Consider the following 18,962-nt stretch of genomic DNA (forward strand, 5'->3'; position numbering starts at 1 on the left):
GACATCTAGTAGACGGCGTCAGGCGTGAATCCGGACGAAGACCACTCGTCCGAGTGAAGCCGTCGGTCGGCTCGGGTCGGCGTGAAATCGCAAAACCGGTGGACGCGCTGTGGTTTCCTGGGAACGAAATGGAAGACGAAAGAATGATCCGCCTCTCGAAGCGGATGTCCAAGGCGCTCCGGCACAAGCCCGAGCGCGTTGGCCTCACCCTCGACCCCGCGGGTTGGGTGCCGGTGGCCGACCTCCTGAACGCACTCGGCATCTCCGAGGCCGACATGCACGAGGTCGTGGCACGCAACGACAAGAACCGGTTCACGGTCGTGGGCGACCGCATCCGGGCGAACCAGGGCCACAGCGTCGAGGTCGACCTCGGGCTGCCCACCGCGACCCCGCCGGACCAGCTGTTCCACGGCACCGTCGCGCAGTACCTCGACGACATCATGCGCGACGGGCTGCGGCCCATGTCACGCCACGACGTGCACCTCTCGCCCGACCGCGAGACCGCACGGCGGGTCGGGGCCCGGCGTGGGCGGCCGTTGATCCTCACGGTCGACGCGAAGGCGATGCACGCGGACGAGCACGAGTTCCAGCTCAGCGCGAACGGCGTGTGGCTCGCCCAGCACGTCCCGGCCCGTTACCTCGGTACGGCGTGAAGCACACCGTCGAGGCCGGCTACGACGCCATCGCGCAGCGGTACCTCGACTGGTCCGCGGGCATCACCGACGATCCCCGGCTGCGCTACCTCGCGGCGTTCGACGAACGACTGCCCGACGGCTCGAAGGTGCTCGAACTCGGCTGCGGCGCCGGCATTCCCTGTGGCCGGAAGCTCGCCGAACGGCACGACGTGCTCGGCGTCGACCTGTCGCGGAAGCAGATCGACCTCGCTCGCGTGAACGTGCCGGGTGCGCGGTTCGAGAAGGCGGACATGACCGCGCTCGACCTCCCGGAAGGCGAGTTCGACGGCATCGCCGCGTTCTACTCGATCCTGCACGTGCCGCGCGCCGAACAACCGGCGCTCCTCGCGAAGGTCGCGCGGTGGCTCAAGCCCGGCGGCCTGTTCCTGGCCTCGCTCGGCGTCGGCACACCGGACGTCACCGAGACCTGGCTCGGCGTGGAGATGTTCTTCGGCAGCAACACACCCGACGTGAACCGGGGTCTGCTCGCGGAGCACCTGGAGATCGTCGTCGACGACCTGGTGACCATGCACGAGCCGGACCCGGCGACGTTCCACTGGGTCCTGGCCCGCAAGCGCTAAAGCAGCCAGAGAACGGCGCCGCCCACCGCCACCAGGAGCAGCACCAGCAGGATGATCGCCAGGACCTTGGCGGTCTTCCACGTGGTGTAGACGCCACCGGCCAGGAAGCCCGCGAGGGCCAGCAGGCCGATGACGACGACTTCCTTGGGCATCAGAGGACGCCCTTGGTCGACGGAACGCCGGCGACGCGCGGGTCGGGCTCCGTCGCCACCCGCAGGGCGCGGGCGATGGCCTTGTACTCGGCTTCCGCGATGTGGTGCGGGTCGCGGCCGTACTCGACGCGCACGTGCAGTGCGATCTGGGCGTGGAAGGCCAGCGACTCGAAGACGTGCCTGTTGAGCACGAACGGGTAGTTGCCGCCGATCACGAAGCTGTTGAACTGCTCCGGCTCGCCCTTGTGCACGGTGTACGGGCGGCCCGAGACGTCGACCGCGGCGTGCGCGAGCGTCTCGTCCATGGGGATCCAGCAGTCGCCGAAGCGGCGGATGCCCTTCTTGTCCCCCAACGCTTCCCTCAGCGCCTGGCCCAGCACGATCGCGATGTCCTCGACCGAGTGGTGGGCGTCGATGTGCGTGTCGCCGGTGGCCCGGACGATCAGGTCGAAGCTGCCGTGCACACCGAACGCGGTGAGCATGTGGTCGTAGAACGGCACGCCCGTGCTGATCTCGACCTGGCCGGTGCCGTCCAGGTCGATCTCCACGTAGACCGACGACTCCCTGGTGGTGCGCTCCACCTTGCCGACACGACTCACCGGCTGACCTCCTTGCTGGCCGCGAGGAAAGCGTCGTTCTCCTCGGGCGTTCCGATGGTCACCCGCAGGTGACCCGCGATTCCGACGTCCCTGATGAGCACGCCGTGGTCCAAATAGGACTTCCAGATCTCCCGCGCGTTCTCGAACCAGCCGAACAGCACGAAGTTCGCGTCCGAGGGCACGACCTGGAAACCCAGCGCCGCGAGCTCGGACATCACCCGGTCGCGTTCCGCGGCCAGCAGCGCCACCGAACCCAGCGTCTCCGAGGCGTGCCTCAGCGACGCGCGCGCGGCGGCCTGCGTGAGCGCGGACAGGTGGTACGGCAGGCGCACCAGCTGCAAGGCGTCGACCACGGCCGGAGCGGCGGCCAGGTAGCCCAGACGGCCACCGGCGAACGCGAAGGCCTTCGACATCGTGCGCGAGACGATCAGGCGCGAACCGAACTCGTCGAGCAGCTTGATCGCGCTCTCCTGAGGGGAGAACTCCGCGTACGCCTCGTCGACGACGATCATGCCCGTGGTGGACGCGATCAGCAGCCGCAGGTCCTCGAGCGGGATCGACTGGCCCGTCGGGTTGTTCGGCGACGTCACGAAGACGATGTCCGGCCGCGTCTCGGAGATCACCGAGACGGCCTTCTCCACGTCCAGTGAGAAGTCGGGACGGCGCGGGGTCGGCGACCACTCGGTGCGGGTGCCCGCCGCGATGATCGGGTGCATCGAGTACGACGGCTCGAAGCCCAGCGCCACGCGGCCCGGCCCGCCGAACGCCTGCATGATCTGCTGGAGGATCTCGTTGGAACCGTTGGCGGCCCAGAGGTTCTCCGACGTCAGCGGGATCGAGGTCGCGTCGCTCAGGTACGCCGCCAGGTCCTCGCGCAACGCCACCGCGTCGCGGTCCGGGTAGCGGTGCAGCTCACCGGCGATCTCGGCGACCGCCGCGACGACGTCCGCGGCCAGCGCGTCCGTCGGCGCGTACGGGTTCTCGTTGGTGTTCAGGCGGTACGGGACGTCGAGCTGCGGCGCGCCGTAGGGCGTGCGGCCGCGCAGGTCCTCGCGCAGGGGCAGGTCGGAGAGCTCCACCCGTGCGCCGATCACCGGCTTCATCGGGGGAACCTCGCCGTGACGGCCTGCCCGTGCGCGGGCAGGTCCTCCGCGTTCGCCAGCGCGACGACCTTGTCCGCCACCTCGCGCAGCGCTTCCTCGGAGTAGTCGATCAGGTGGATGCCGCGCAGGAACGTCTGCACGGACAGCCCGGACGAGTGCCGGGCGCAGCCACCGGTCGGCAGCACGTGGTTCGAGCCCGCGCAGTAGTCGCCCAGCGACACCGGCGCGTACGCACCGACGAAGATCGCGCCGGCGGACCGGATCCGGTTCGCCACCTCACGCGCGTCGCGGGTCTGGATCTCCAGGTGCTCGGCGGCGTACGCGTCGACGACCCGGACACCTTCGTCCACAGTGGACACCAGGACGGTGCCGGACTGCCTGCCGCCCAGTGCCGTGCGGATCCGCTCGACGTGCTTGGTCGCGCCGATCTGGCGTTCCAGCTCGACGTCCACCGCGTCCGCCAGCTCGACCGAGTCCGTCACCAGCACCGAGGCGGCGAGCGGGTCGTGCTCGGCCTGGCTGATCAGGTCCGCGGCCACGTGCACGGCGTCGGCGGACGAGTCGGCGAGGATCGCGATCTCCGTCGGCCCCGCCTCGGAGTCGATGCCGATCAGGCCGCGCAGCAACCGCTTCGCCGCCGTCACGTAGATGTTGCCGGGACCGGTGACGATGTCGACCGGCGCCAGTTCGGCCCCGTCGGTGTCCACGCCGCCGTGCGCCAGCAGCGCCACGGCCTGGGCGCCACCCACGGCCCACACCTCGTCGACGCCGAGCAACGCGGCGGCGGCCAGGATCGTCGGGTGCGGCAGGCCTCCGAACTCCGCCTGCGGCGGTGAGGCCACGACCAGCGACTCGACGCCGGCGATCTGGGCGGGCACGACGTTCATGACGACCGTCGACGGGTAGACGGCGAGGCCGCCGGGCGCGTAGAGGCCGACGCGCGCGACCGGCACCCACTTCTCCGTGACGGTGCCGCCGGGGACCACCTGGGTCGTGGTGTCGACGCGCTTCTGGTCGGCGTGCACGCGCCGGGTGCGCGCGATGACCTCTTCCAGAGCCTCCCGCACGGCGGGGTCCAGCGAGGCCAGAGCGGACGAGATCTCCGAAGCGGGCACACGGACGGAAACCGGACGAACGCCGTCGAACTTCTCCGTGTACTCGAGCGCCGCCTCGACGCCGCGGGCCGCGATCGCGTCCACCATCGGCCGTACGTGATGCAGAACCGCGTCCACGTCCACCTCGGCGCGCGGCACGATGGCGCGCAGCTGTGCGGGAGTCGTGGTGCGACCTCGCAGGTCGATGCGGTTCAGCATGTCCCACAGCCTAGTTCCCGCGGAAATCTGTCAACGGTCAGCCCGCTATCGGCGCTACTCAGCCTGTGACGCCCCGGCCACGCTCGGTCGAGCACCACTCCGTCGCAAACCCCTGCTGATGATGGAGGAACCATGTTCACCAAGAGCCGCGGCAAGATCGCCGCAGTGCTCGCGATATGCCTGCCCGTGCTGGTCGCGGGCATGGCGACACCCAGCACGGCCGACTCCGGCCGCTACCTGCTGGAGGTCACCGCCAACACGTCCGCCGAACGCACCCAGGTCGCCCAGATCGGCGTCGACGTGCTCGGTGCGACGAAGCTCACCACGGTCTCGGTCGTCGCGGACAAGTCCCAGTACCGCGCCCTGCAGGCGACGGGTCTGCCGATCAAGTACCTGGGCGACTTCGAGCAGGAGCTCAAGAAGCTCGGCAAGGTCCAGTTCGCCGACCCGCAGCCCGGCCAGATCGGCACGCAGGACTTCCCGGCCGGCTACACCGGCTACCACAACTTCGCGGAGATGACCGCGGAGCTGCAGCAGACGGTCCGCGACCACCCGGCCCTGGCGAGTGTGCGCAGCATCGGCAAGAGCTTCCAGAACCGGGACATCTGGGCGCTCAAGGTCAGCGACAACGTGGCCTCGGACGAGAACGAGCCGGAGGTGCTGCTCGTCTGCGGTCAGCACGCCCGTGAGCACCTGACCGTCGAGCAGTGCCTGCAGATCATCAAGCGCTACACCGACAACTACGCCAACTCGGCGATCAAGAACCTCGTCGACAGCCGCGAGGTCTGGATCGTCCCGATGATGAACCCGGACGGCGCCGAGTACGACATCGCCACCGGGTCGTTCCGCGGCTGGCGCAAGAACCGCCAGGGCAACGGCACCGACCTCAACCGCAACTGGGGCTACAAGTGGGGCTGCTGCGGCGGTTCCAGCGGCAGCACGACGTCCGACACGTACCGCGGTCCGTCGGCGTTCTCCGCCCCGGAGACCACCCGCATCCGCGACTTCGTGAACTCGCGCGTGGTCGGCGGCACCCAGCAGATCAAGACGTTCATCGACTTCCACTCGTTCTCGGAGCTCGTGCTGTGGCCGTACGGCTACACCCGCAACGACACCGACACCGGTCTCAACGCGGACGAGGCGCGCGCGTTCCAGACGCTCGGCCGGCAGATGGCCGCCACCAACGGCTACACGCCGGAACAGGCGAGCGACCTGTACATCACCGACGGCAGCAGCGACGACTGGATGTGGGGCCAGCACAAGATCTGGGCCTACACCTTCGAGATGTACCCGAGCAGCGGCGGCCTCAACGGCTTCTACCCGCGTGACACGGTCATCGCGGCGCAGACGGCGCGCAACGACCGGGCCGTCGACCTGTTCATGAGCTACTCGGACTGCGTGAAGCGGGTCATCAACCAGACCTGCTGATCCGTTCCAGCGCCTGATCGATCTCTTCGTGGGTGACGAAGTAGTGCGGGGAGGCCCGCACTACTTCGTCCAGGCCGCGCTTCGTCATGTCGATCAACGTCGACCCGCTCTGCGACACCGTGACGGCGACGTCGCGCTGCCAGAGACGATCTTTGAGCTCCGTCGCCGCCACCCGGTCGCTCGTGAACGTGACGATGCCCGCCTGCCGTTCGCCCAGGTCCCGCACCGTGATGCCGGGGATGTTCGCGAGCCCCTCGCGCAAGCGCTTGGCGCGGTCCGCGACCTCGGCCTCGATCACGTCCAGGCCCTTGGCCAGCGCGTACCTCGCGGCGGCGATCATGCCGAGCCGGTCCGCGACGCTGTACTCCCACAGCTCGAACACGCGCGCGTCGTCGCGCGGCTCGTAGCGGTCGGGCGCCACCCACTCCGCGGCGCTGTGGTCCATCAGGCGCGGCCGCAGCTTCCGGCGAACCTCGTCGCGCACCACCAGCGCGCCCGTGCCGCGAGGGCCTCGCAGCCACTTGCGGCCGGTGCAGACGAGCATGTCGTAGTCGAGGCCGCTCAGGTCGAGCTGTCCCGTCGACTGGCAGGCGTCCAGCAGCACCAGGGCGCCGGCCTCGCGGGCCTTCGCCGTGACCTCGTCGACCGGGTTGACCAGTCCTCCGTTGGTGGGCACGTGCACGAGCGAGATCAGCTTCACCCGCTCGTCCAGCTCCAGCGCGCCGACGTCGACCTGCCCGTGCCGGTCGGACGCCATCACCTCGATCGTCGCCCCGGTCTCCTCGGCGCGGCGCAGCATCGGCACCGCGTTGCCGCCGTACTCGACCTCGGTGACGAGGATCCGGTCGCCCTTCGCGAGCGGCACGGCGTCGAAGGCCGTGAGCCACGACCGGGTCGCGCTGTCGGTGAACGCGACCTCGGACGGCTCGCAGCCGAAGAGCTCGGCCAGCACGCCGTACCCCGCCTCGACGTCGTCACGGCGTTCGGCGGCGGCCCGGTAGCCGCCGATCTCGGTCTCCCGGCGCAGGTGCCCGACCACCTCGTCCACCACCTCGGCGGGCGGGATCGAGGAACCGGCGCTGTCCAGGAAGATCAGGTCGCTCACCCGCCCCACTGTGCCACCATCGAACTCATGGGGGATCGAACGTTCGACTACAGCGCACAGGTCCGGCCGTTCTTATGGGTGTTCATCGTCGTGACACCGCTGGAAGTCCTGCTCGTGGAGCTGATCGTGCCGTGGTTCTGGCTGCGGGCCGTGCTCCTCGTGTTCGGTGTGCTGGGAGCGGTGCTGCTGGGATGGCAGATCTGGATGCTCCGCAAGTTCAAGCACTCCGTCGACGCCGAGCACCTGTGGCTGCGTTACGCGCGTGAGTTCGAGTACAGGATTCCGTTGGCGGCCATCGAAAGCGTGACGCAGGGCACGACGAGCTGGTCGCTGCATCGGACCCGGTCCGTTGTGGACGGCACGCTCGTGCTGGAGATCTCCAGCTCCACCAACGTTTCGGTGCGCCTGAACGAGCCGCAGGAGGTCGACCTGGGCCGGCGTGGCGCGCACGCCGTGACGAAGATCGAGTTCTGGGCGGACGACCCCGGCGGCATGGTCCGCGCGCTGCGAAAATAGGCTCAGCGCCATGGTGGAGATCCCCTACGGCAAGCGCATGAAGCCGCGGTACGTGCGGTTCCTGATCATCACGGCGGTCGGGCTCGCGTTGGTCGCGTTCGGCCTGGACATCCCGTGGCTGCTCATCACGCTGATCGTCCTGGGCGTGCTGAACACCGTCGTGTGCGTGGGTGCTCTCTACGTGCTGGCGAAGCAACCGCACACCGTGTCCGACGACGAGCTGCGGCTGCGCCAACTGGGGTTCTTCGACTGGCGCATCCCGACGGCGGACCTCGGCACGGCCGAGATCGCCGAGCGCACGCACAAGGGGCAGCGCACCGTCGAGGTGATCGGCGACGCGCTCGTCATCCAGTCGCTGACCAAGACCAACGTGTCCGTGCCGTTCCACGAGCCTCAGCTCGTGAACCTCGGCAAGTCGAGCGTGCAGCGGGTCGAGCGCGTCGAGTTCTGGGCGGACGACCCGGAGCGCGCCGTCCGCGAGATCAACGCCCGGACCACGTGACGGCCTATTTGGGCTCCCACTTCTCCAGGTTCCACCACGGGCCCCAGGCCAGCGCGCCGTAGGAGTTCGGGTCGACCACGGGCTGGTAGCCGTTCCACGAGTCACGCATCACGTACGCGTGCTCGGGGAAGACCAGCACCGCCATCGACGGCGCGGAGACGAACGCCTGCTGGAAGAGCTTGTACGCCACGGCCCGCTGCGCCGGGTCGATCAGCCTGCGGCCGTTCTCGAGCGCGGCGTCGGCGGCGGGGCTGCCCTGGCCGCGCAGGTCGTAGAGCATCAGGTCCGGGTCGAACGGCGAGCCCTCGCCGAACAGCAGCGCGTCCTGGGCCATCCGCGGGCGGATCGCCTCCCACGACAGGCCCGCGAGCTGCACGTCGACCCCCACGGCCTTGGCATCGGCGGCGAACGCCGTGGCCAGGTCCGCGCGCAGGTCGTCGCCCAGCGGGTACATCAGCGTGAAGCGCGCCGCGACGCCCTCGCGCACCCGGATGCCGTCCGAGCCGGGCACCCAGCCGCCCACGTCGAGCAGCCGCGCCGCCTCGTTCTTGTCGAAGCGGAACTTCGCGGTCGGGTCGAACTCCTCGGCCAGCGCGTCCGGCACCGGCGTGTACGCGATGGTGCCCTTGCCCTCCAGCAGGCTGTCGATCATGGCCTGGCGGTTCGCGGCGAAGTTCAGCGCGAGGCGGACGGAGGCGTTGCCGGTGACGGGGTTGGCCGCGGGCAGCCGCACGGCGCGGTAGTCGGCGCTGCGGTGGTAGTTCACCTGCAGGCCGGACTTGCCGGCGAACTGCGTGGCGATCTTGGGCGGCAGCACCGTGCCGTCGAACTCGCCGTCCTGCATGCGGCGGGCGCGCTGGTTGTCGTCGGTGACGAAGACGACCGTCACCTTCTTGACCTTCGGCACGCCGTCGAAATAGCCCTCGTTGGACTCCAGCAGCAGCCGGTCGCCCTTCTTCCACTCGGTGACCTTGTACGGGCCGGTGCCGACGGGTGGGGCGTCCGGTTTCGCCTGCTCGCTGGGCAGGATGCCGAGCACGAGCAGGTGCGGGAACGCGGCCTGCGTCTGCGTGAGGGTGAAGCGGACCGTCGAGGGGCCGGTCTGCTCGACGCCCTTGAGGGTGCTGAACCGGTCCTTGATCGGGTTCTGCAGCGCCGCAGTGTAGGTGGCGACGACGTCCTCCGCGCCGAACGTGCTGCCGTCGGTGAACTTCACGTCGCCGCGCAGCTCGACCGTCCAGCTCAGCCCGTCCGCCGACGGCTGCGGCAGGTCGGCCGCGAGCTGGGGGGTCAGCGACCCGTCCTGGCGGTGCTCGACCAGCCCGTCGTAGATCTTCGAGACGCCCTGCGCGCCGTAGCCGAGCAGCGGGTTCAGCGTCGCCGGCTCGTCGCGGTCGGCCAGCACGATCGAGGTGCCGTTCGACCCACCGTCCGGGCGGGGCGCGGCGGTCTCGGTGCAGCCCGCGACGGCCAGCAACACGACTAGGAGCAGTGGGGAACGCACAGTGTCGGACCCTACAGTGATCCCCATGCGCGTCGCCGTGAGTCAGATCAGCTCGACCACCGATCCCCGCTCCAACCTGGAGCTCGTCCGCGACGCGGTGCGCAGGGCCGAGGGCGCACGCGTCGTTCTGCTGCCCGAGGCGACGATGTGCCGCTTCGGCGTGCCCCTCGGGCCGGTCGCGGAGCCGCTGGACGGGCCGTGGGCCTCGGCGGTGCACGAGATCGCGGTTTCTCACGACGTCGTGGTGGTGGCGGGCATGTTCACGCCTTCCGGTGACCGGGTGACGAACACGCTCCTGGTGACCGGGCCTGATCTGCACGTCGGCTACGACAAGATCCACCTGTTCGACGCGTTCGGGTTCCAGGAGTCGCGGACGGTCGCGCCGGGGTCCTCGCCGGTGGTGTTCGAGGTGGACGGTGTGACCCTGGGGGTCGCGACCTGCTACGACATCCGCTTTCCCGAGCTCTTCCGCGCGCTGGCCGACAAGGGCGCGTCCGCGGTGCTGGTCGGCGCGTCGTGGGGTGCCGGGGCGGGCAAGAAGGAGCAGTGGGAACTGCTGGTGCGGGCCCGTGCGCTCGACTGCACGTCGTTCGTGGTGGCCTGCGGGCAGGCCTATCCCGGGGATCTCGGGTCTTCGGCACCCACCGGGATCGGGTACTCGACCGTTGCCGATCCGTTCGGGAACGTCGTGGTGCAGCTCTCGGACCAGCCGTCCGACACGATCGTGGACCTGGACTTCGACGTCGTCGCTCAGGCACGTGAGGTGTTGCCGGTGCTCGCGAACCGGCGCTTGACCTCCAGTTAGGTCGAGATCACAGGATCGGGGCATGACACTTCCCGAGTTGCCCGCCTTCGTCCGCAACCGCAAGGAACTCGACGGCTACCGGCTCTACCGCTCCGGCGACCCGCGCGACCGCCGGGAACCCGGCTGCGTCGTGCTCGTCACCGTCGACACCGACAGCGAGGCGACCGCACGGGCGTGGGTCGACTCGGTGTTCGTGGCGCTCGCCAGCGACCCGAACCCGCACCCCGGCGGGATCTCCGCCGCCTTCCACATCAGGGAGGACGGCAAGCGCGTCGTCAACTACGCGGAGTGGGTCAGCGCGCAGGACCACGTCGACGCGCTGTCGAGCGGCGGCGGGGTCGGCTCGGCGACGGCCGACTGGCGCCGGGTGCAGAACTTCCCCGGCGTCCAGCACGTCGGTGTCGAGCGGTACGCACCGCGGGTGCGGGCCGCCGCCGAGGTCGAGTGACGGCGGCGGGGCGCTACTTCAGGTCCAGGCCGAGGTCCAACGCCGGCGACGAGTGCGTGAGGCCACCCACCGCGAGGTAGTCCACACCGGTCTCGGCGTACGCGCGGGCCACGTCCAACGTGAGCCCGCCGGACGCCTCCAGCTTCACACCGTCCGGACGGACCTTCACGGCCTGAGCGCACTGCTCGGGCGTGAAGTTGTCCAGCAGCACCAGCTCCGCGCCCTCGGCCAGCGCCTCGTCGAGCTGGTCGAGGCTGTCGACCTCGACCTCCATCAGCAGTTCGGGGGCGTGCGCACGGGCCGCGCGGATCGCGGCGCCCACCGAACCGGCCGCGGCGACGTGGTTGTCCTTGATGAGGATCGCGTCGCCCAGGCCCATGCGGTGGTTCACGCCGCCACCCGCGCGCACCGCGTACTTCTGCAGCAAACGCAGGCCCGGCAACGTCTTGCGCGAGTCGCGGACGGCCGCGCCGGTGCCCTCGATCGCGCTGACCCAGCGGGCGGTCCGCGTCGCGATGCCGGACAGGTGGCAGATCAGGTTCAGCGCCGTGCGTTCGACGGTGAGCAGGCCGCGGGTCGGGCCGGTCAGCACCAACGCGGGCTCGCCTGGCACCGCCTTGTCACCGTCCTGCGCCTCCGACAGGACCTCGACCTCGGGCAGGTAGCGCTGGAAGGCCGTGCGGGCAACGGAAACGCCGCACAGCACGCCGGCCGCGCGAGGGGTGATCTCGGCGGTGGCGACGGCCTTCTCCGGCACGGTCGCCAGCGTCGTGGCGTCGAGGCCGTAGCGGAGGTCCTCTTCCAGCGCGAGCTGGATGACCCGGTTCGCGTCGGCCCAGTCGATGTTCGGGTCGATGGTCATGCGACACCCTCTGCGAGAACAGGATCGGCCAGCACGGGCTGGCCGGTCGGGGTGAGCCGGACGAGCTGACTGCGTTGCCACGCCGGCGCACGCTCGGTGAAGTCCGTGCGGACGTGACAGCCGCGCGACTCGGTGCGTTGCTGCGCCGCCGCGATCAGGGCGCGGGCGGCCATGGTGAGCGCGGCGTCCTCGACCAGTTCGCGCGACTCCAGCTGCTTGTCCACAGTGGACACGTCGAGCACCGAACCGACGACGGCCAGGCCCTCGGCGTCGCGGCCGATGGCGGCGTAGCGGGACATCACGCGCTGGAGCATGTCGCGGTCCGCCACGGGCGCGGTGGGCAGCGAGACCTCCGGAGCGCGGACCGGCGCGATCAGGCCGATGGCGAGGTCGGCGGCGACGGTCTCGGCGGCACGGGTGCCGCAGACCAGGCCTTCGAGCAGGCTGTTGGAGGCCAGGCGGTTCGCGCCGTGCAGGCCCGTGCGGGCGACCTCGCCGACCGCGTACAGACCGGTCACGCCGGTGCGGCCGTCGACGGTGGACACCACGCCACCGCAGGCGAAGTGCGCCGCCGGGGCGACCGGGATCGGGTCCACGGCGGGGTCGACGCCCACCGAGGTGCAGGCCGAGAACACGGTCGGGAAGCGCTTCGCCATGTCGTGCAACGCCGTCGCGTCCAGGAAGACGTGGTCGTCGACGCCACCCGGTTCGGTCGCCATGTGCCGGGTGATCGCGGCCGCCACGACGTCGCGCGGGGCCAGGTCCTCCAGCGGGTGCACGCCCTTCATCACGCGGGCGCCGGTCGCGTCGATCAGCACGGCGCCTTCGCCGCGCACGGCTTCCGTGATGAGCGGGCAACGGCCACGGGCACCACGGCCCGTGTAGAGAACGGTCGGGTGGAACTGGATGAACTCGACGTCCGCGGCCAGCGCGCCGGCCCGCAGCGCGAGCGCCAGGCCGTCACCCGTTGCCACGGAAGGGTTCGAGGTCGCCTGGTACATCTGGCCGAGGCCGCCGGTCGCCAGCAGCACGGCGGGCGCGGTGAGCACACCGGGCACGCCGTTGCCGTCCAGGACCAGGAGTCCGGCCACCGCACCGAGCGGCGTCTTCACCGCGTCGACCGCGACGTGGTTCTCCAGCAGGGGAACCCGTCCGTCCACAGTGGCCTTGAGCAGCGCGCGCTCAACCTCGGCGCCCGTCGCGTCGCCACCGGCGTGCACGACGCGGAACGCGCTGTGGCCGCCTTCACGGGTGCGTTCGAGCAGACCGTCCGGCTTCGCGTCGAACACGGCACCGCGTTCGCGCAGCCGGGCCACGGCCGCGGGACCGTCGGTGATGATCGCCGCGACGGCCGCGTCGTCGCAGAGGCCCGCGCCCGCCGTCAGCGTGTCCCCGATGTGCTTCGCGACCGAGTCACCGGGGTCGTGCTGGTCCTCCATGACGACGGCGACGCCGCCCTGGGCCCAGCGGGTGTTGCCGTCGTCCCCCGCGGCCTTCGTGACGACCAGGACCCGAAGGCCCAGCTCACGAGCCCGCAGCGCGGCGGTCAGACCCGCCACGCCCGTGCCGACCACGATCAGGTCGGCTCGCGCCTCCCAGCGCGCGGCCATCACTCACCGCCGCCGGGCTTGCCGATCTCGATCATGCGCTGCACGGCACCCTGGGCGCGCTTGGCGGTCTCCAGGTCGACGTGCACCTCGTCCAGGCCGTCACGCACGCACCGCAGCAGCGCGGCCGGCGTGATCATCTTCATGTAGGTGCAGGACGCGCGGTCGTTGACGGCGCGGAAGTCGATCTCTGGAGCGGCCTTGCGCAGCTGGTGCAGCATGCCGATCTCGGTCGCGACGAGCACCTTCTTGGCGTTCGTGCTGCGGGCCGCGCTGATCATGTCGCCGGTCGAGAGGATCTTGACCTTCTCCGCCGGGACGATGCCCTCGCCGCTCAGGTACAGCGCCGACGTGGCACAGCCGCACTCCGGGTGGATGAACAGGTCGGCGTCCGGGTTCGCGGCGGCGCGCTCGGCCAGTTCGGGACCGTTGATGCCGGCGTGGACGTGGCACTCGCCGGCCCAGATGTGCATGTTCTCGCGACCGGTCTCGCGCTTGACGTGCGCGCCCAGGAACTGGTCCGGGAGGAACAGCACCTCGCGGTCGGCCGGGATCGACGCGACGACGTCGACGGCGTTCGAGGACGTGCAGCAGATGTCCGTCTCGGCCTTCACCTCGGCCGTGGTGTTCACGTACGACACCACGACGGCGCCGGGGTGCTGCGCCTTCCACTCGCGCAACTGCGCGCCGGTGATCGAGTCGGCGAGCGAGCAGCCCGCGCGCTCGTCCGGGATCAGCACCGTCTTCTGAGGGGCCAGGATCTTCGCGGTCTCGGCCATGAAGTGCACGCCGCAGAAGATGATGGTCTGCGCGTCGGACTGCGCGGCGATCCGGCTCAGCGCGAGGGAGTCGCCGGTGTGGTGGGCGATGTCCTGGATCTCGGGCAGCTGGTAGTTGTGCGCCAGGATGACGGCATCCCGCTCCTTCGCGAGGCGCAGCACCTCGTCCCGCCACGCGGCGTTCGGCTCGACTCCGCCGTACACACCCGACGCGGTTCGCTCCACGATTGCGGTAGCGACCATCACTGCCTCCTCGATCCAGGGTTTTCGCCTGTTGGTCGAAAACGTGGCCGATAGTATCAGCCGGGTGGCAGGTGTGGGGCACGAAGTTCTGGCCGCTGTGTTGCGGGTGAGAGGTGCGTCACTCCAGGTCATGCTGTGGGAACGCGCCCGGGAACCGCACGCTCACCGCTGGTCGCTGCCGGGTGGCGAGCTCAGGGTGGACGAGGACGTCGAGTCCTCGATTCGCCGTCAGCTGGCGGAGAAAGTCGACGTGCGACAGTTGTCACACGTCGAACAGCTGGCCGTCTTCAGCGCGCCCGATCGCGTCCCCGCCCCCCGCGTCGTGGCGACCGCGTTCCTCGGACTGGTCCCTTCGGACGTCGATCCGGAGGTCCCTTCGGACACCGCCTGGCACTGCGTCGAGAAACTGCCCGCGATGGCGTTCGACCACGCCTCCATCGTCGGTCGAGCGCGGCACAGGCTGGGCTCGAAGCTGTCGTACACGAACGTCGGTTTCGCCCTCGCACCACCGGAGTTCACGATCTCCCTGCTGCGCGACCACTACTCCGCGGCTCTGGGGTATCGAGTGTCCGCGACGAACCTGCAGCGAGTCCTCTCCCGCCGGTTGTTGCTGGAGCCCACAGGCGGCACCGCACCCCCCGGCCCGTCCGGCGGCAGACCCGCCGCCCTGTTCCGGTTCAGCGCCAAGGGAATCAAGGTGACTGATCCGTTCGCCGTGCTGAGGCCGCCAGGATCCGGCCGTCCAGCAGGCGGAGGTGGCAGCACGTAACGTTGCACGCGTGGCAGAGACGCTTCCGTTGTTCCCCCTGGGCACCGTGCTGCTGCCAGGGGCTTCTCTGCCGTTGCACATCTTCGAACCCCGCTACCGCCAGCTGGTCGTCGACCTGATGACCGGCTCGCTGTTCGGCAGGACGTTCGGCATCGTGTGCATCAAGCAGGGCTGGGAAATGGGCGCGGACAACGTCCGCTCACTGCAGGACATCGGCTGCTCGGCGGACCTGCTGGACGCCCGGCCACTGCCGGAGGGCCGCTTCGACATCGTGACGCGCGGGGTGCGCCGGTTCCGGCTGCTCGACGTGGACACGACCACGGCGCCGTACCTGTTGGCCCACGTCGACTACCTGGACGACGCCCCGGTGCCGGAGGCGGCTTTAGAGGTCGTGCCGATCCTCGAGCGCGGGGCGCGGGCTGCTCATGAGCGGTACTGCGGGGCTGCCTGGCACCAGGAGGACTGGTCGGCGCCTGGCGATGACGTGCCGCTGGGGGATCTCTCGTACCTGCTGGCTGCCGACTGCCTGTTGCCTGTGGAGGATCGGCAGCGGTTGCTGGAGGAGCGGTCGCCGGCTCGGCGGTTGCGGTTGGTGCGGCGGATGTTGCATCGGGAGACCGGGATTCTGTCGGCGTTGAAGGCTGTTCCGGTGCCGTTGACGGAGTTCGGGCACGTGCCCAGCCCCAACTAGCCGGCGCGGTTCGGAGGGGAGCTTCGGGGTGGGCGGGAGCTTCGGGGCGCTCGGGTTCAGGGCGCTCGGGTTCAGGGCGCTCGGGTTCGGCGGTGGAGACCCAGGCCTGGGAGCCGGGTCCCGGTTGTGCGGGGCTGGCCGAGCTGCCGGTGGGGCACGGCAGGCAGAGCACGGCGGACTCGGCACGGCGGACTCGGCACGGCTGGCAGAGCACGGCGGACTCGGCACGGCGGTCTGAAGCACCGCAGGCCACGAATCGGCGGTCTGGGGCGCAGCGGTCCGGAGTTCGGGTCTGGCGCGCGTGATCTGGGGCCTGAAGGTCAGGTCGACAACCTTGCGGCGCCAGCTTCGCGCCGCCTCCTGACCACCCCACGCGCCACAGAGCCGTCGAAGCCGTTCCTGACCCGGCCGAAGCCATTCCTGCCCCTGCTCCCCAACGCAACTCCCGACAGGCAGAAGCCGCGCGCCCGGTCCGTCCAGCCGCACACCTGAGGCCGTTGAGCCGCGCCCTCAGCGCGTCGAGCCGAACCCCCAGCCCGTTGAGCCGCACCCCGCCGACCCCACCCAGCCCACCCGCACCCTCCGATCGTCGGATCGTTGAATTGTGGCCTTGTGGGATTGTTGAACAATCCTTACTCTGAGGTCCACATCACACTCGACCACTCCTCCACCACGCTGCGAGGTGTCCCATGAGCACGTCCACGACCGAGGACACAGGCCGTTTCGCCTGGTTCCGCAGTCTCGGCCAGAAGGGCAGGCGCGCGTTCGTCGGCGCCTTCGGCGGTTACGGGCTGGACTCCTACGACTACTGGGTCCTGCCCCTGAGCCTGGTCGCGATCACCGGCTACTTCGGCCTCACCAAGGCCGAGGCCGGTCTGCTGGGCACCAGCACGCTGCTGATGAGCGCCATCGGCGGCGCGGTGGCGGGCATCATGGCCGACCGGTTCGGCCGGTCGAAAACGCTCGTCATCACGGTGGCCGCGTACGCGTTCTTCACGGTGCTGTGCGGCTTCGCGACGAACTACGAGACCCTGCTGGTCTTCCGCGCGCTGCAGGGCCTGGGCTTCGGTGGCGAGTGGGCGGCCGGTGCGATCCTCGTGGCCGAGTACTGCAAGCCGAAGTACCGCGGGCGGACGGTCGCGTTCATCCAGAGCGCCTGGGCCGTCGGCTGGGGGCTCGCGGTCCTCGTCAACACGCTGGTCGCCACGCTGGCCGATCCGGCCATCAGCTGGCGGATCATGTTCTGGACGGGCGCGCTGCCCGCGATCCTCATCTTCTACGTGCGCCGCAACGTCGAGGACGCCCCGGAGACCAAGGCGCAGCCTCGGGAGAGCGGCACGTTCGCCAAGATCTTCCAGGGGCCGATCCTCAAGACGACGGTGTTCGCGTCCCTGCTCGCGACCGGTGTGCAGGGCGGGTACTACACGCTCGCGTTGTGGTTGCCCGCCTTCCTGCAGACCGGGCGCGGCCTGACGATCATCGGTACGGGCGCCTACCTCGCGTTCCTCATCACGGGCGCGTGGATCGGCTACGTGTCCGGCGGTTATCTCACGGACTACCTGGGGCGCAAGAAGACCTTCGTCGTGTTCGCGATCGCCAGCGCGTTGCTGATCGTCGCGTACACGCAGATCCCCAACGGTGCCAACACGTTGGTCATGTTCCTCGGGTTCCCGCTGGGGTTCTGCATGAGCGCCATCTTCAGCGGGTTCGGCAGCTACCTGTCCGAGCTCTACCCGACGCGGCTGCGCGGTACCGGGCAGGGCTTCACGTACAACCTGGGGCGTGCGTTCGGCGCGGTGTTCCCCGGACTGGTCGGGTTCATGGCCGACCGGATGGGCATCGGCGGTGCGATGCTGTTCGGGGCGGCCGCGTACGGAATCGGTGTCGTCGCACTGATCTGGCTGCCGGAGACGGTCAACAAGGAGCTCGAATGACGACCGCGGGACGAGCGCCGGGCCAGGCGCAGGCCAACCTGATCGCCATCCCCAAGGACTGGGCGTACGACTTCCTGCTCTTCACCCACCGCAACCCCAAGCCGTGCCCGGTGCTCGACGTGCTGGACGTGGGCGAGACGGTCAGCGCGCTCAAGCAGGACGCCGACGTGCGCACTCATGCGCCGCAGTACCGGATCTGGGAGAACGGCGAACTCGTGGCCGAACCCGAGAACGCCACCGACCACTGGCGCGACGACCTGGTGACGTTCCTGATCGGCTGCAGCTTCACGTTCGAGACGGCACTCACCAACGCGGGCGTGCCGCTGAGGCACGTCGACCAGGGCAAGAACGTCTCCATGTTCGTCACGGACATCCAGTGCAGGCCGGCCGGACGGCTGCACGGCCCGATGGTCGTGTCGATGCGCTGGATTCCGGAGTCCCTTGTGGACATCGCGCACAAGGTCACCGCGCTCATGCCGTCGGTGCACGGTGCTCCGGTCGGCGCGGGAGACCCGAGGATGCTCGGGATCACGGACATCGGCGAACCGGACTTCGGCGACAAGATCGAGCACGAACCCGGTGACGTGCCGGTGTTCTGGGCGTGCGGGGTGACTCCCCAGGCCGTGCTGATGCAGTCGAAACCGCCGTTCGCGATCACGCACGCGCCCGGCCAGATGTTCGTGACCGACATGCCCGACTTCGCCTACCGGGTCGGCTAGAAGGCCAACGGGGACGGCGTCTCAGCCGAGGCGTCGTCCCAGGTCGTCCAGGCCGTTCCACGCCGCGCAGCAGCCGTACGCCAGCGCGGCGCCCAGCGGCCACGCCATGATCCCCCACCACGTCTCCAGGGCGGGCGCGACGAGCAACGTGTCGTTCGCCTTGATCGTCGACGGCATCGGGTACGCGCCCGCGGCCAGCGAACCGCCGAGGAACTGCGCGAACCAGCCCGCCGCGAACGACCCGGCGGTCATCCCCAGCATCACGACCGGCCCGCGCCGCTGCCGCAGCAGCCACGTCGAGATCCCGGTGATCACACCGGCGCCGAGACCGATCAGCACGAACACCATCAGCGCGTCGAGCCGGTGGTAGCTCTCCACCCCGATCGGGTAGAACTTGCTGTCCTGCGCCGAGACGATCTTGAGCTGGGCCGGCGCGAGCCACGACCACAGGTACGCGGCGGGCAGCCCGAACGCGAACGTCGTCAGCGCCACCACGAGGCCCGGCAGCAGATCCCGCTTCACCACCACCTTCGGCCGTGGCCGGAGGTAGTAGTGGTAGACGTACGGCGGCTCCGGCACGGGTTCGATGCGCACCGGCGCTGCTTTCTCGTCCATTCGCGAGAGGTTA

Annotated in this window: 21 protein-coding genes; 11 read left to right on the top strand and 10 right to left on the bottom strand. The window is 69.8% G+C overall.

The window, feature by feature from the left end; genetic code table 11:
• Positions 1-128 precede the first annotated feature (128 nt).
• The gene (locus tag PV646_RS01495) at positions 129-653 is read left to right on the top strand and encodes an RNA 2'-phosphotransferase (protein WP_500339630.1); all 525 of its coding nucleotides are present in this window, start codon (positions 129-131) and stop codon (positions 651-653) included.
• A complete protein-coding gene (locus tag PV646_RS01500) occupies positions 650-1,255 on the top strand; it encodes a class I SAM-dependent methyltransferase (protein ID WP_500339631.1) in 606 nt (201 codons plus the stop codon). Before PV646_RS01495 ends, PV646_RS01500 begins: the two co-directional genes overlap by 4 nt.
• Here the strand turns inward: PV646_RS01500 and PV646_RS01505 are convergent.
• Genes PV646_RS01505 through hisD form a run of 4 tightly spaced genes read right to left on the bottom strand, consistent with a single transcriptional unit; the run spans position 1,252 to position 4,422 of the window.
• Positions 1,252-1,407, bottom strand: coding sequence for a CG2302 family histidine operon protein (locus PV646_RS01505; RefSeq protein ID WP_170176337.1), 156 nt, complete (start codon positions 1,405-1,407; stop codon positions 1,252-1,254). The two genes, PV646_RS01500 and PV646_RS01505, sit on opposite strands and share 4 nt — an antisense overlap.
• Positions 1,407-2,006, bottom strand: a complete 600-nt coding sequence (gene hisB, locus PV646_RS01510) for an imidazoleglycerol-phosphate dehydratase HisB (RefSeq protein WP_090067543.1) — start codon at positions 2,004-2,006, stop codon at positions 1,407-1,409. The genes PV646_RS01505 and hisB overlap by 1 nt, the downstream gene beginning before the upstream one ends.
• Positions 2,003-3,109, bottom strand: a complete 1,107-nt coding sequence (locus PV646_RS01515) for a histidinol-phosphate transaminase (protein WP_500339632.1) — start codon at positions 3,107-3,109, stop codon at positions 2,003-2,005. Before PV646_RS01515 ends, hisB begins: the two co-directional genes overlap by 4 nt.
• Positions 3,106-4,422, bottom strand: a complete 1,317-nt coding sequence (gene hisD / locus PV646_RS01520) for a histidinol dehydrogenase (RefSeq protein ID WP_500339633.1) — start codon at positions 4,420-4,422, stop codon at positions 3,106-3,108. Before hisD ends, PV646_RS01515 begins: the two co-directional genes overlap by 4 nt.
• 132 nt (positions 4,423-4,554) lie before the next feature.
• Here hisD and PV646_RS01525 point away from each other — a divergent pair, with 132 nt between their 5' ends.
• Complete coding sequence (locus tag PV646_RS01525; RefSeq protein WP_500339634.1) at positions 4,555-5,850, top strand: M14 family metallopeptidase; 1,296 nt, start codon at positions 4,555-4,557, stop codon at positions 5,848-5,850.
• Here PV646_RS01525 and PV646_RS01530 read toward each other — a convergent pair.
• Complete coding sequence (locus PV646_RS01530) at positions 5,834-6,955, bottom strand: aminotransferase class V-fold PLP-dependent enzyme (protein ID WP_500339635.1); 1,122 nt, start codon at positions 6,953-6,955, stop codon at positions 5,834-5,836. The two genes, PV646_RS01525 and PV646_RS01530, sit on opposite strands and share 17 nt — an antisense overlap.
• Positions 6,956-6,982: 27 nt before the next feature.
• Here PV646_RS01530 and PV646_RS01535 point away from each other — a divergent pair, with 27 nt between their 5' ends.
• On the top strand, positions 6,983-7,471 hold the full coding sequence (locus tag PV646_RS01535; protein ID WP_500339636.1) for a hypothetical protein: 489 nt from the start codon (positions 6,983-6,985) through the stop codon (positions 7,469-7,471).
• A 10-nt stretch (positions 7,472-7,481) separates the two neighbouring features.
• Entirely contained in the window at positions 7,482-7,973 is a 492-nt protein-coding gene (locus PV646_RS01540) for a hypothetical protein (protein WP_500339637.1), read from the top strand.
• Between the two features lie 4 nt (positions 7,974-7,977).
• On the opposite strand, the gene PV646_RS01545 is transcribed toward PV646_RS01540, so the two are convergent.
• On the bottom strand, positions 7,978-9,477 hold the full coding sequence (locus PV646_RS01545) for an ABC transporter substrate-binding protein (RefSeq protein WP_500339638.1): 1,500 nt from the start codon (positions 9,475-9,477) through the stop codon (positions 7,978-7,980).
• Positions 9,478-9,502: 25 nt separating this feature from the next.
• Between PV646_RS01545 and PV646_RS01550 the strand changes: the two genes are divergently transcribed.
• Together PV646_RS01550 and PV646_RS01555 are read left to right on the top strand one after the other, a co-directional pair.
• Positions 9,503-10,282, top strand: coding sequence for a carbon-nitrogen hydrolase family protein (locus PV646_RS01550; protein ID WP_500339639.1), 780 nt, complete (start codon positions 9,503-9,505; stop codon positions 10,280-10,282).
• Positions 10,283-10,304: 22 nt separating this feature from the next.
• Positions 10,305-10,730, top strand: coding sequence for a hypothetical protein (locus PV646_RS01555; protein ID WP_500339640.1), 426 nt, complete (start codon positions 10,305-10,307; stop codon positions 10,728-10,730).
• A 13-nt stretch (positions 10,731-10,743) separates the two neighbouring features.
• On the opposite strand, the gene nadC is transcribed toward PV646_RS01555, so the two are convergent.
• Genes nadC through nadA form a run of 3 tightly spaced genes read right to left on the bottom strand, consistent with a single transcriptional unit; the run spans position 10,744 to position 14,221 of the window.
• On the bottom strand, positions 10,744-11,592 hold the full coding sequence (gene nadC / locus PV646_RS01560) for a carboxylating nicotinate-nucleotide diphosphorylase (protein WP_500339641.1): 849 nt from the start codon (positions 11,590-11,592) through the stop codon (positions 10,744-10,746).
• Positions 11,589-13,202 (bottom strand): L-aspartate oxidase, encoded by a 1,614-nt coding sequence (locus PV646_RS01565; protein WP_500339642.1) that lies wholly within the window; start codon positions 13,200-13,202, stop codon positions 11,589-11,591. The genes nadC and PV646_RS01565 overlap by 4 nt, the downstream gene beginning before the upstream one ends.
• The gene (nadA, locus tag PV646_RS01570; protein ID WP_500339643.1) at positions 13,202-14,221 is read right to left on the bottom strand and encodes a quinolinate synthase NadA; all 1,020 of its coding nucleotides are present in this window, start codon (positions 14,219-14,221) and stop codon (positions 13,202-13,204) included. The genes PV646_RS01565 and nadA overlap by 1 nt, the downstream gene beginning before the upstream one ends.
• A gap of 73 nt (positions 14,222-14,294) precedes the next feature.
• Between nadA and PV646_RS01575 the strand changes: the two genes are divergently transcribed.
• The 4 genes from PV646_RS01575 (at position 14,295) to PV646_RS01590 (ending at position 18,334) form a co-directional block, all read left to right on the top strand.
• On the top strand, positions 14,295-14,990 hold the full coding sequence (locus PV646_RS01575) for an NUDIX hydrolase (protein WP_500339644.1): 696 nt from the start codon (positions 14,295-14,297) through the stop codon (positions 14,988-14,990).
• Between the two features lie 10 nt (positions 14,991-15,000).
• Positions 15,001-15,681: an LON peptidase substrate-binding domain-containing protein gene (locus PV646_RS01580; protein ID WP_500339645.1), complete on the top strand. Its 681-nt coding sequence runs from the start codon at positions 15,001-15,003 to the stop codon at positions 15,679-15,681.
• 689 nt (positions 15,682-16,370) lie between these two features.
• On the top strand, positions 16,371-17,615 hold the full coding sequence (locus PV646_RS01585) for an MFS transporter (RefSeq protein WP_500339646.1): 1,245 nt from the start codon (positions 16,371-16,373) through the stop codon (positions 17,613-17,615).
• A complete protein-coding gene (locus tag PV646_RS01590; protein WP_500342217.1) occupies positions 17,579-18,334 on the top strand; it encodes a putative hydro-lyase in 756 nt (251 codons plus the stop codon). The genes PV646_RS01585 and PV646_RS01590 overlap by 37 nt, the downstream gene beginning before the upstream one ends.
• A gap of 21 nt (positions 18,335-18,355) precedes the next feature.
• On the opposite strand, the gene PV646_RS01595 is transcribed toward PV646_RS01590, so the two are convergent.
• A complete protein-coding gene (locus PV646_RS01595) occupies positions 18,356-18,949 on the bottom strand; it encodes a DUF2567 domain-containing protein (protein WP_500339647.1) in 594 nt (197 codons plus the stop codon).
• Positions 18,950-18,962: the final 13 nt, after the last annotated feature.

This window comes from Streptomyces sp. ID05-26A, from assembly GCF_033794685.1.
GTDB lineage: Bacteria > Actinomycetota > Actinomycetes > Mycobacteriales > Pseudonocardiaceae > Lentzea.

Bases quoted from the DNA above. Each gene is read 5' to 3' on its own strand.
- PV646_RS01495 (WP_500339630.1), top strand. From the start codon at position 129: ATGGAAGACGAAAGAATGATCCGCCTCTCGAAGCGGATGTCCAAGGCG.
- PV646_RS01505 (WP_170176337.1), bottom strand. From the start codon at position 1,407: ATGCCCAAGGAAGTCGTCGTCATCGGCCTGCTGGCCCTCGCGGGCTTC.
- PV646_RS01515 (WP_500339632.1), bottom strand. From the start codon at position 3,109: ATGAAGCCGGTGATCGGCGCACGGGTGGAGCTCTCCGACCTGCCCCTG.
- hisD (WP_500339633.1), bottom strand. From the start codon at position 4,422: ATGCTGAACCGCATCGACCTGCGAGGTCGCACCACGACTCCCGCACAG.
- PV646_RS01525 (WP_500339634.1), top strand. From the start codon at position 4,555: ATGTTCACCAAGAGCCGCGGCAAGATCGCCGCAGTGCTCGCGATATGC.
- PV646_RS01535 (WP_500339636.1), top strand. From the start codon at position 6,983: ATGGGGGATCGAACGTTCGACTACAGCGCACAGGTCCGGCCGTTCTTA.
- PV646_RS01540 (WP_500339637.1), top strand. From the start codon at position 7,482: ATGGTGGAGATCCCCTACGGCAAGCGCATGAAGCCGCGGTACGTGCGG.
- PV646_RS01550 (WP_500339639.1), top strand. From the start codon at position 9,503: ATGCGCGTCGCCGTGAGTCAGATCAGCTCGACCACCGATCCCCGCTCC.
- PV646_RS01555 (WP_500339640.1), top strand. From the start codon at position 10,305: ATGACACTTCCCGAGTTGCCCGCCTTCGTCCGCAACCGCAAGGAACTC.
- nadC (WP_500339641.1), bottom strand. From the start codon at position 11,592: ATGACCATCGACCCGAACATCGACTGGGCCGACGCGAACCGGGTCATC.
- PV646_RS01565 (WP_500339642.1), bottom strand. From the start codon at position 13,202: ATGGCCGCGCGCTGGGAGGCGCGAGCCGACCTGATCGTGGTCGGCACG.
- nadA (WP_500339643.1), bottom strand. From the start codon at position 14,221: ATGGTCGCTACCGCAATCGTGGAGCGAACCGCGTCGGGTGTGTACGGC.
- PV646_RS01585 (WP_500339646.1), top strand. From the start codon at position 16,371: ATGAGCACGTCCACGACCGAGGACACAGGCCGTTTCGCCTGGTTCCGC.
- PV646_RS01595 (WP_500339647.1), bottom strand. From the start codon at position 18,949: ATGGACGAGAAAGCAGCGCCGGTGCGCATCGAACCCGTGCCGGAGCCG.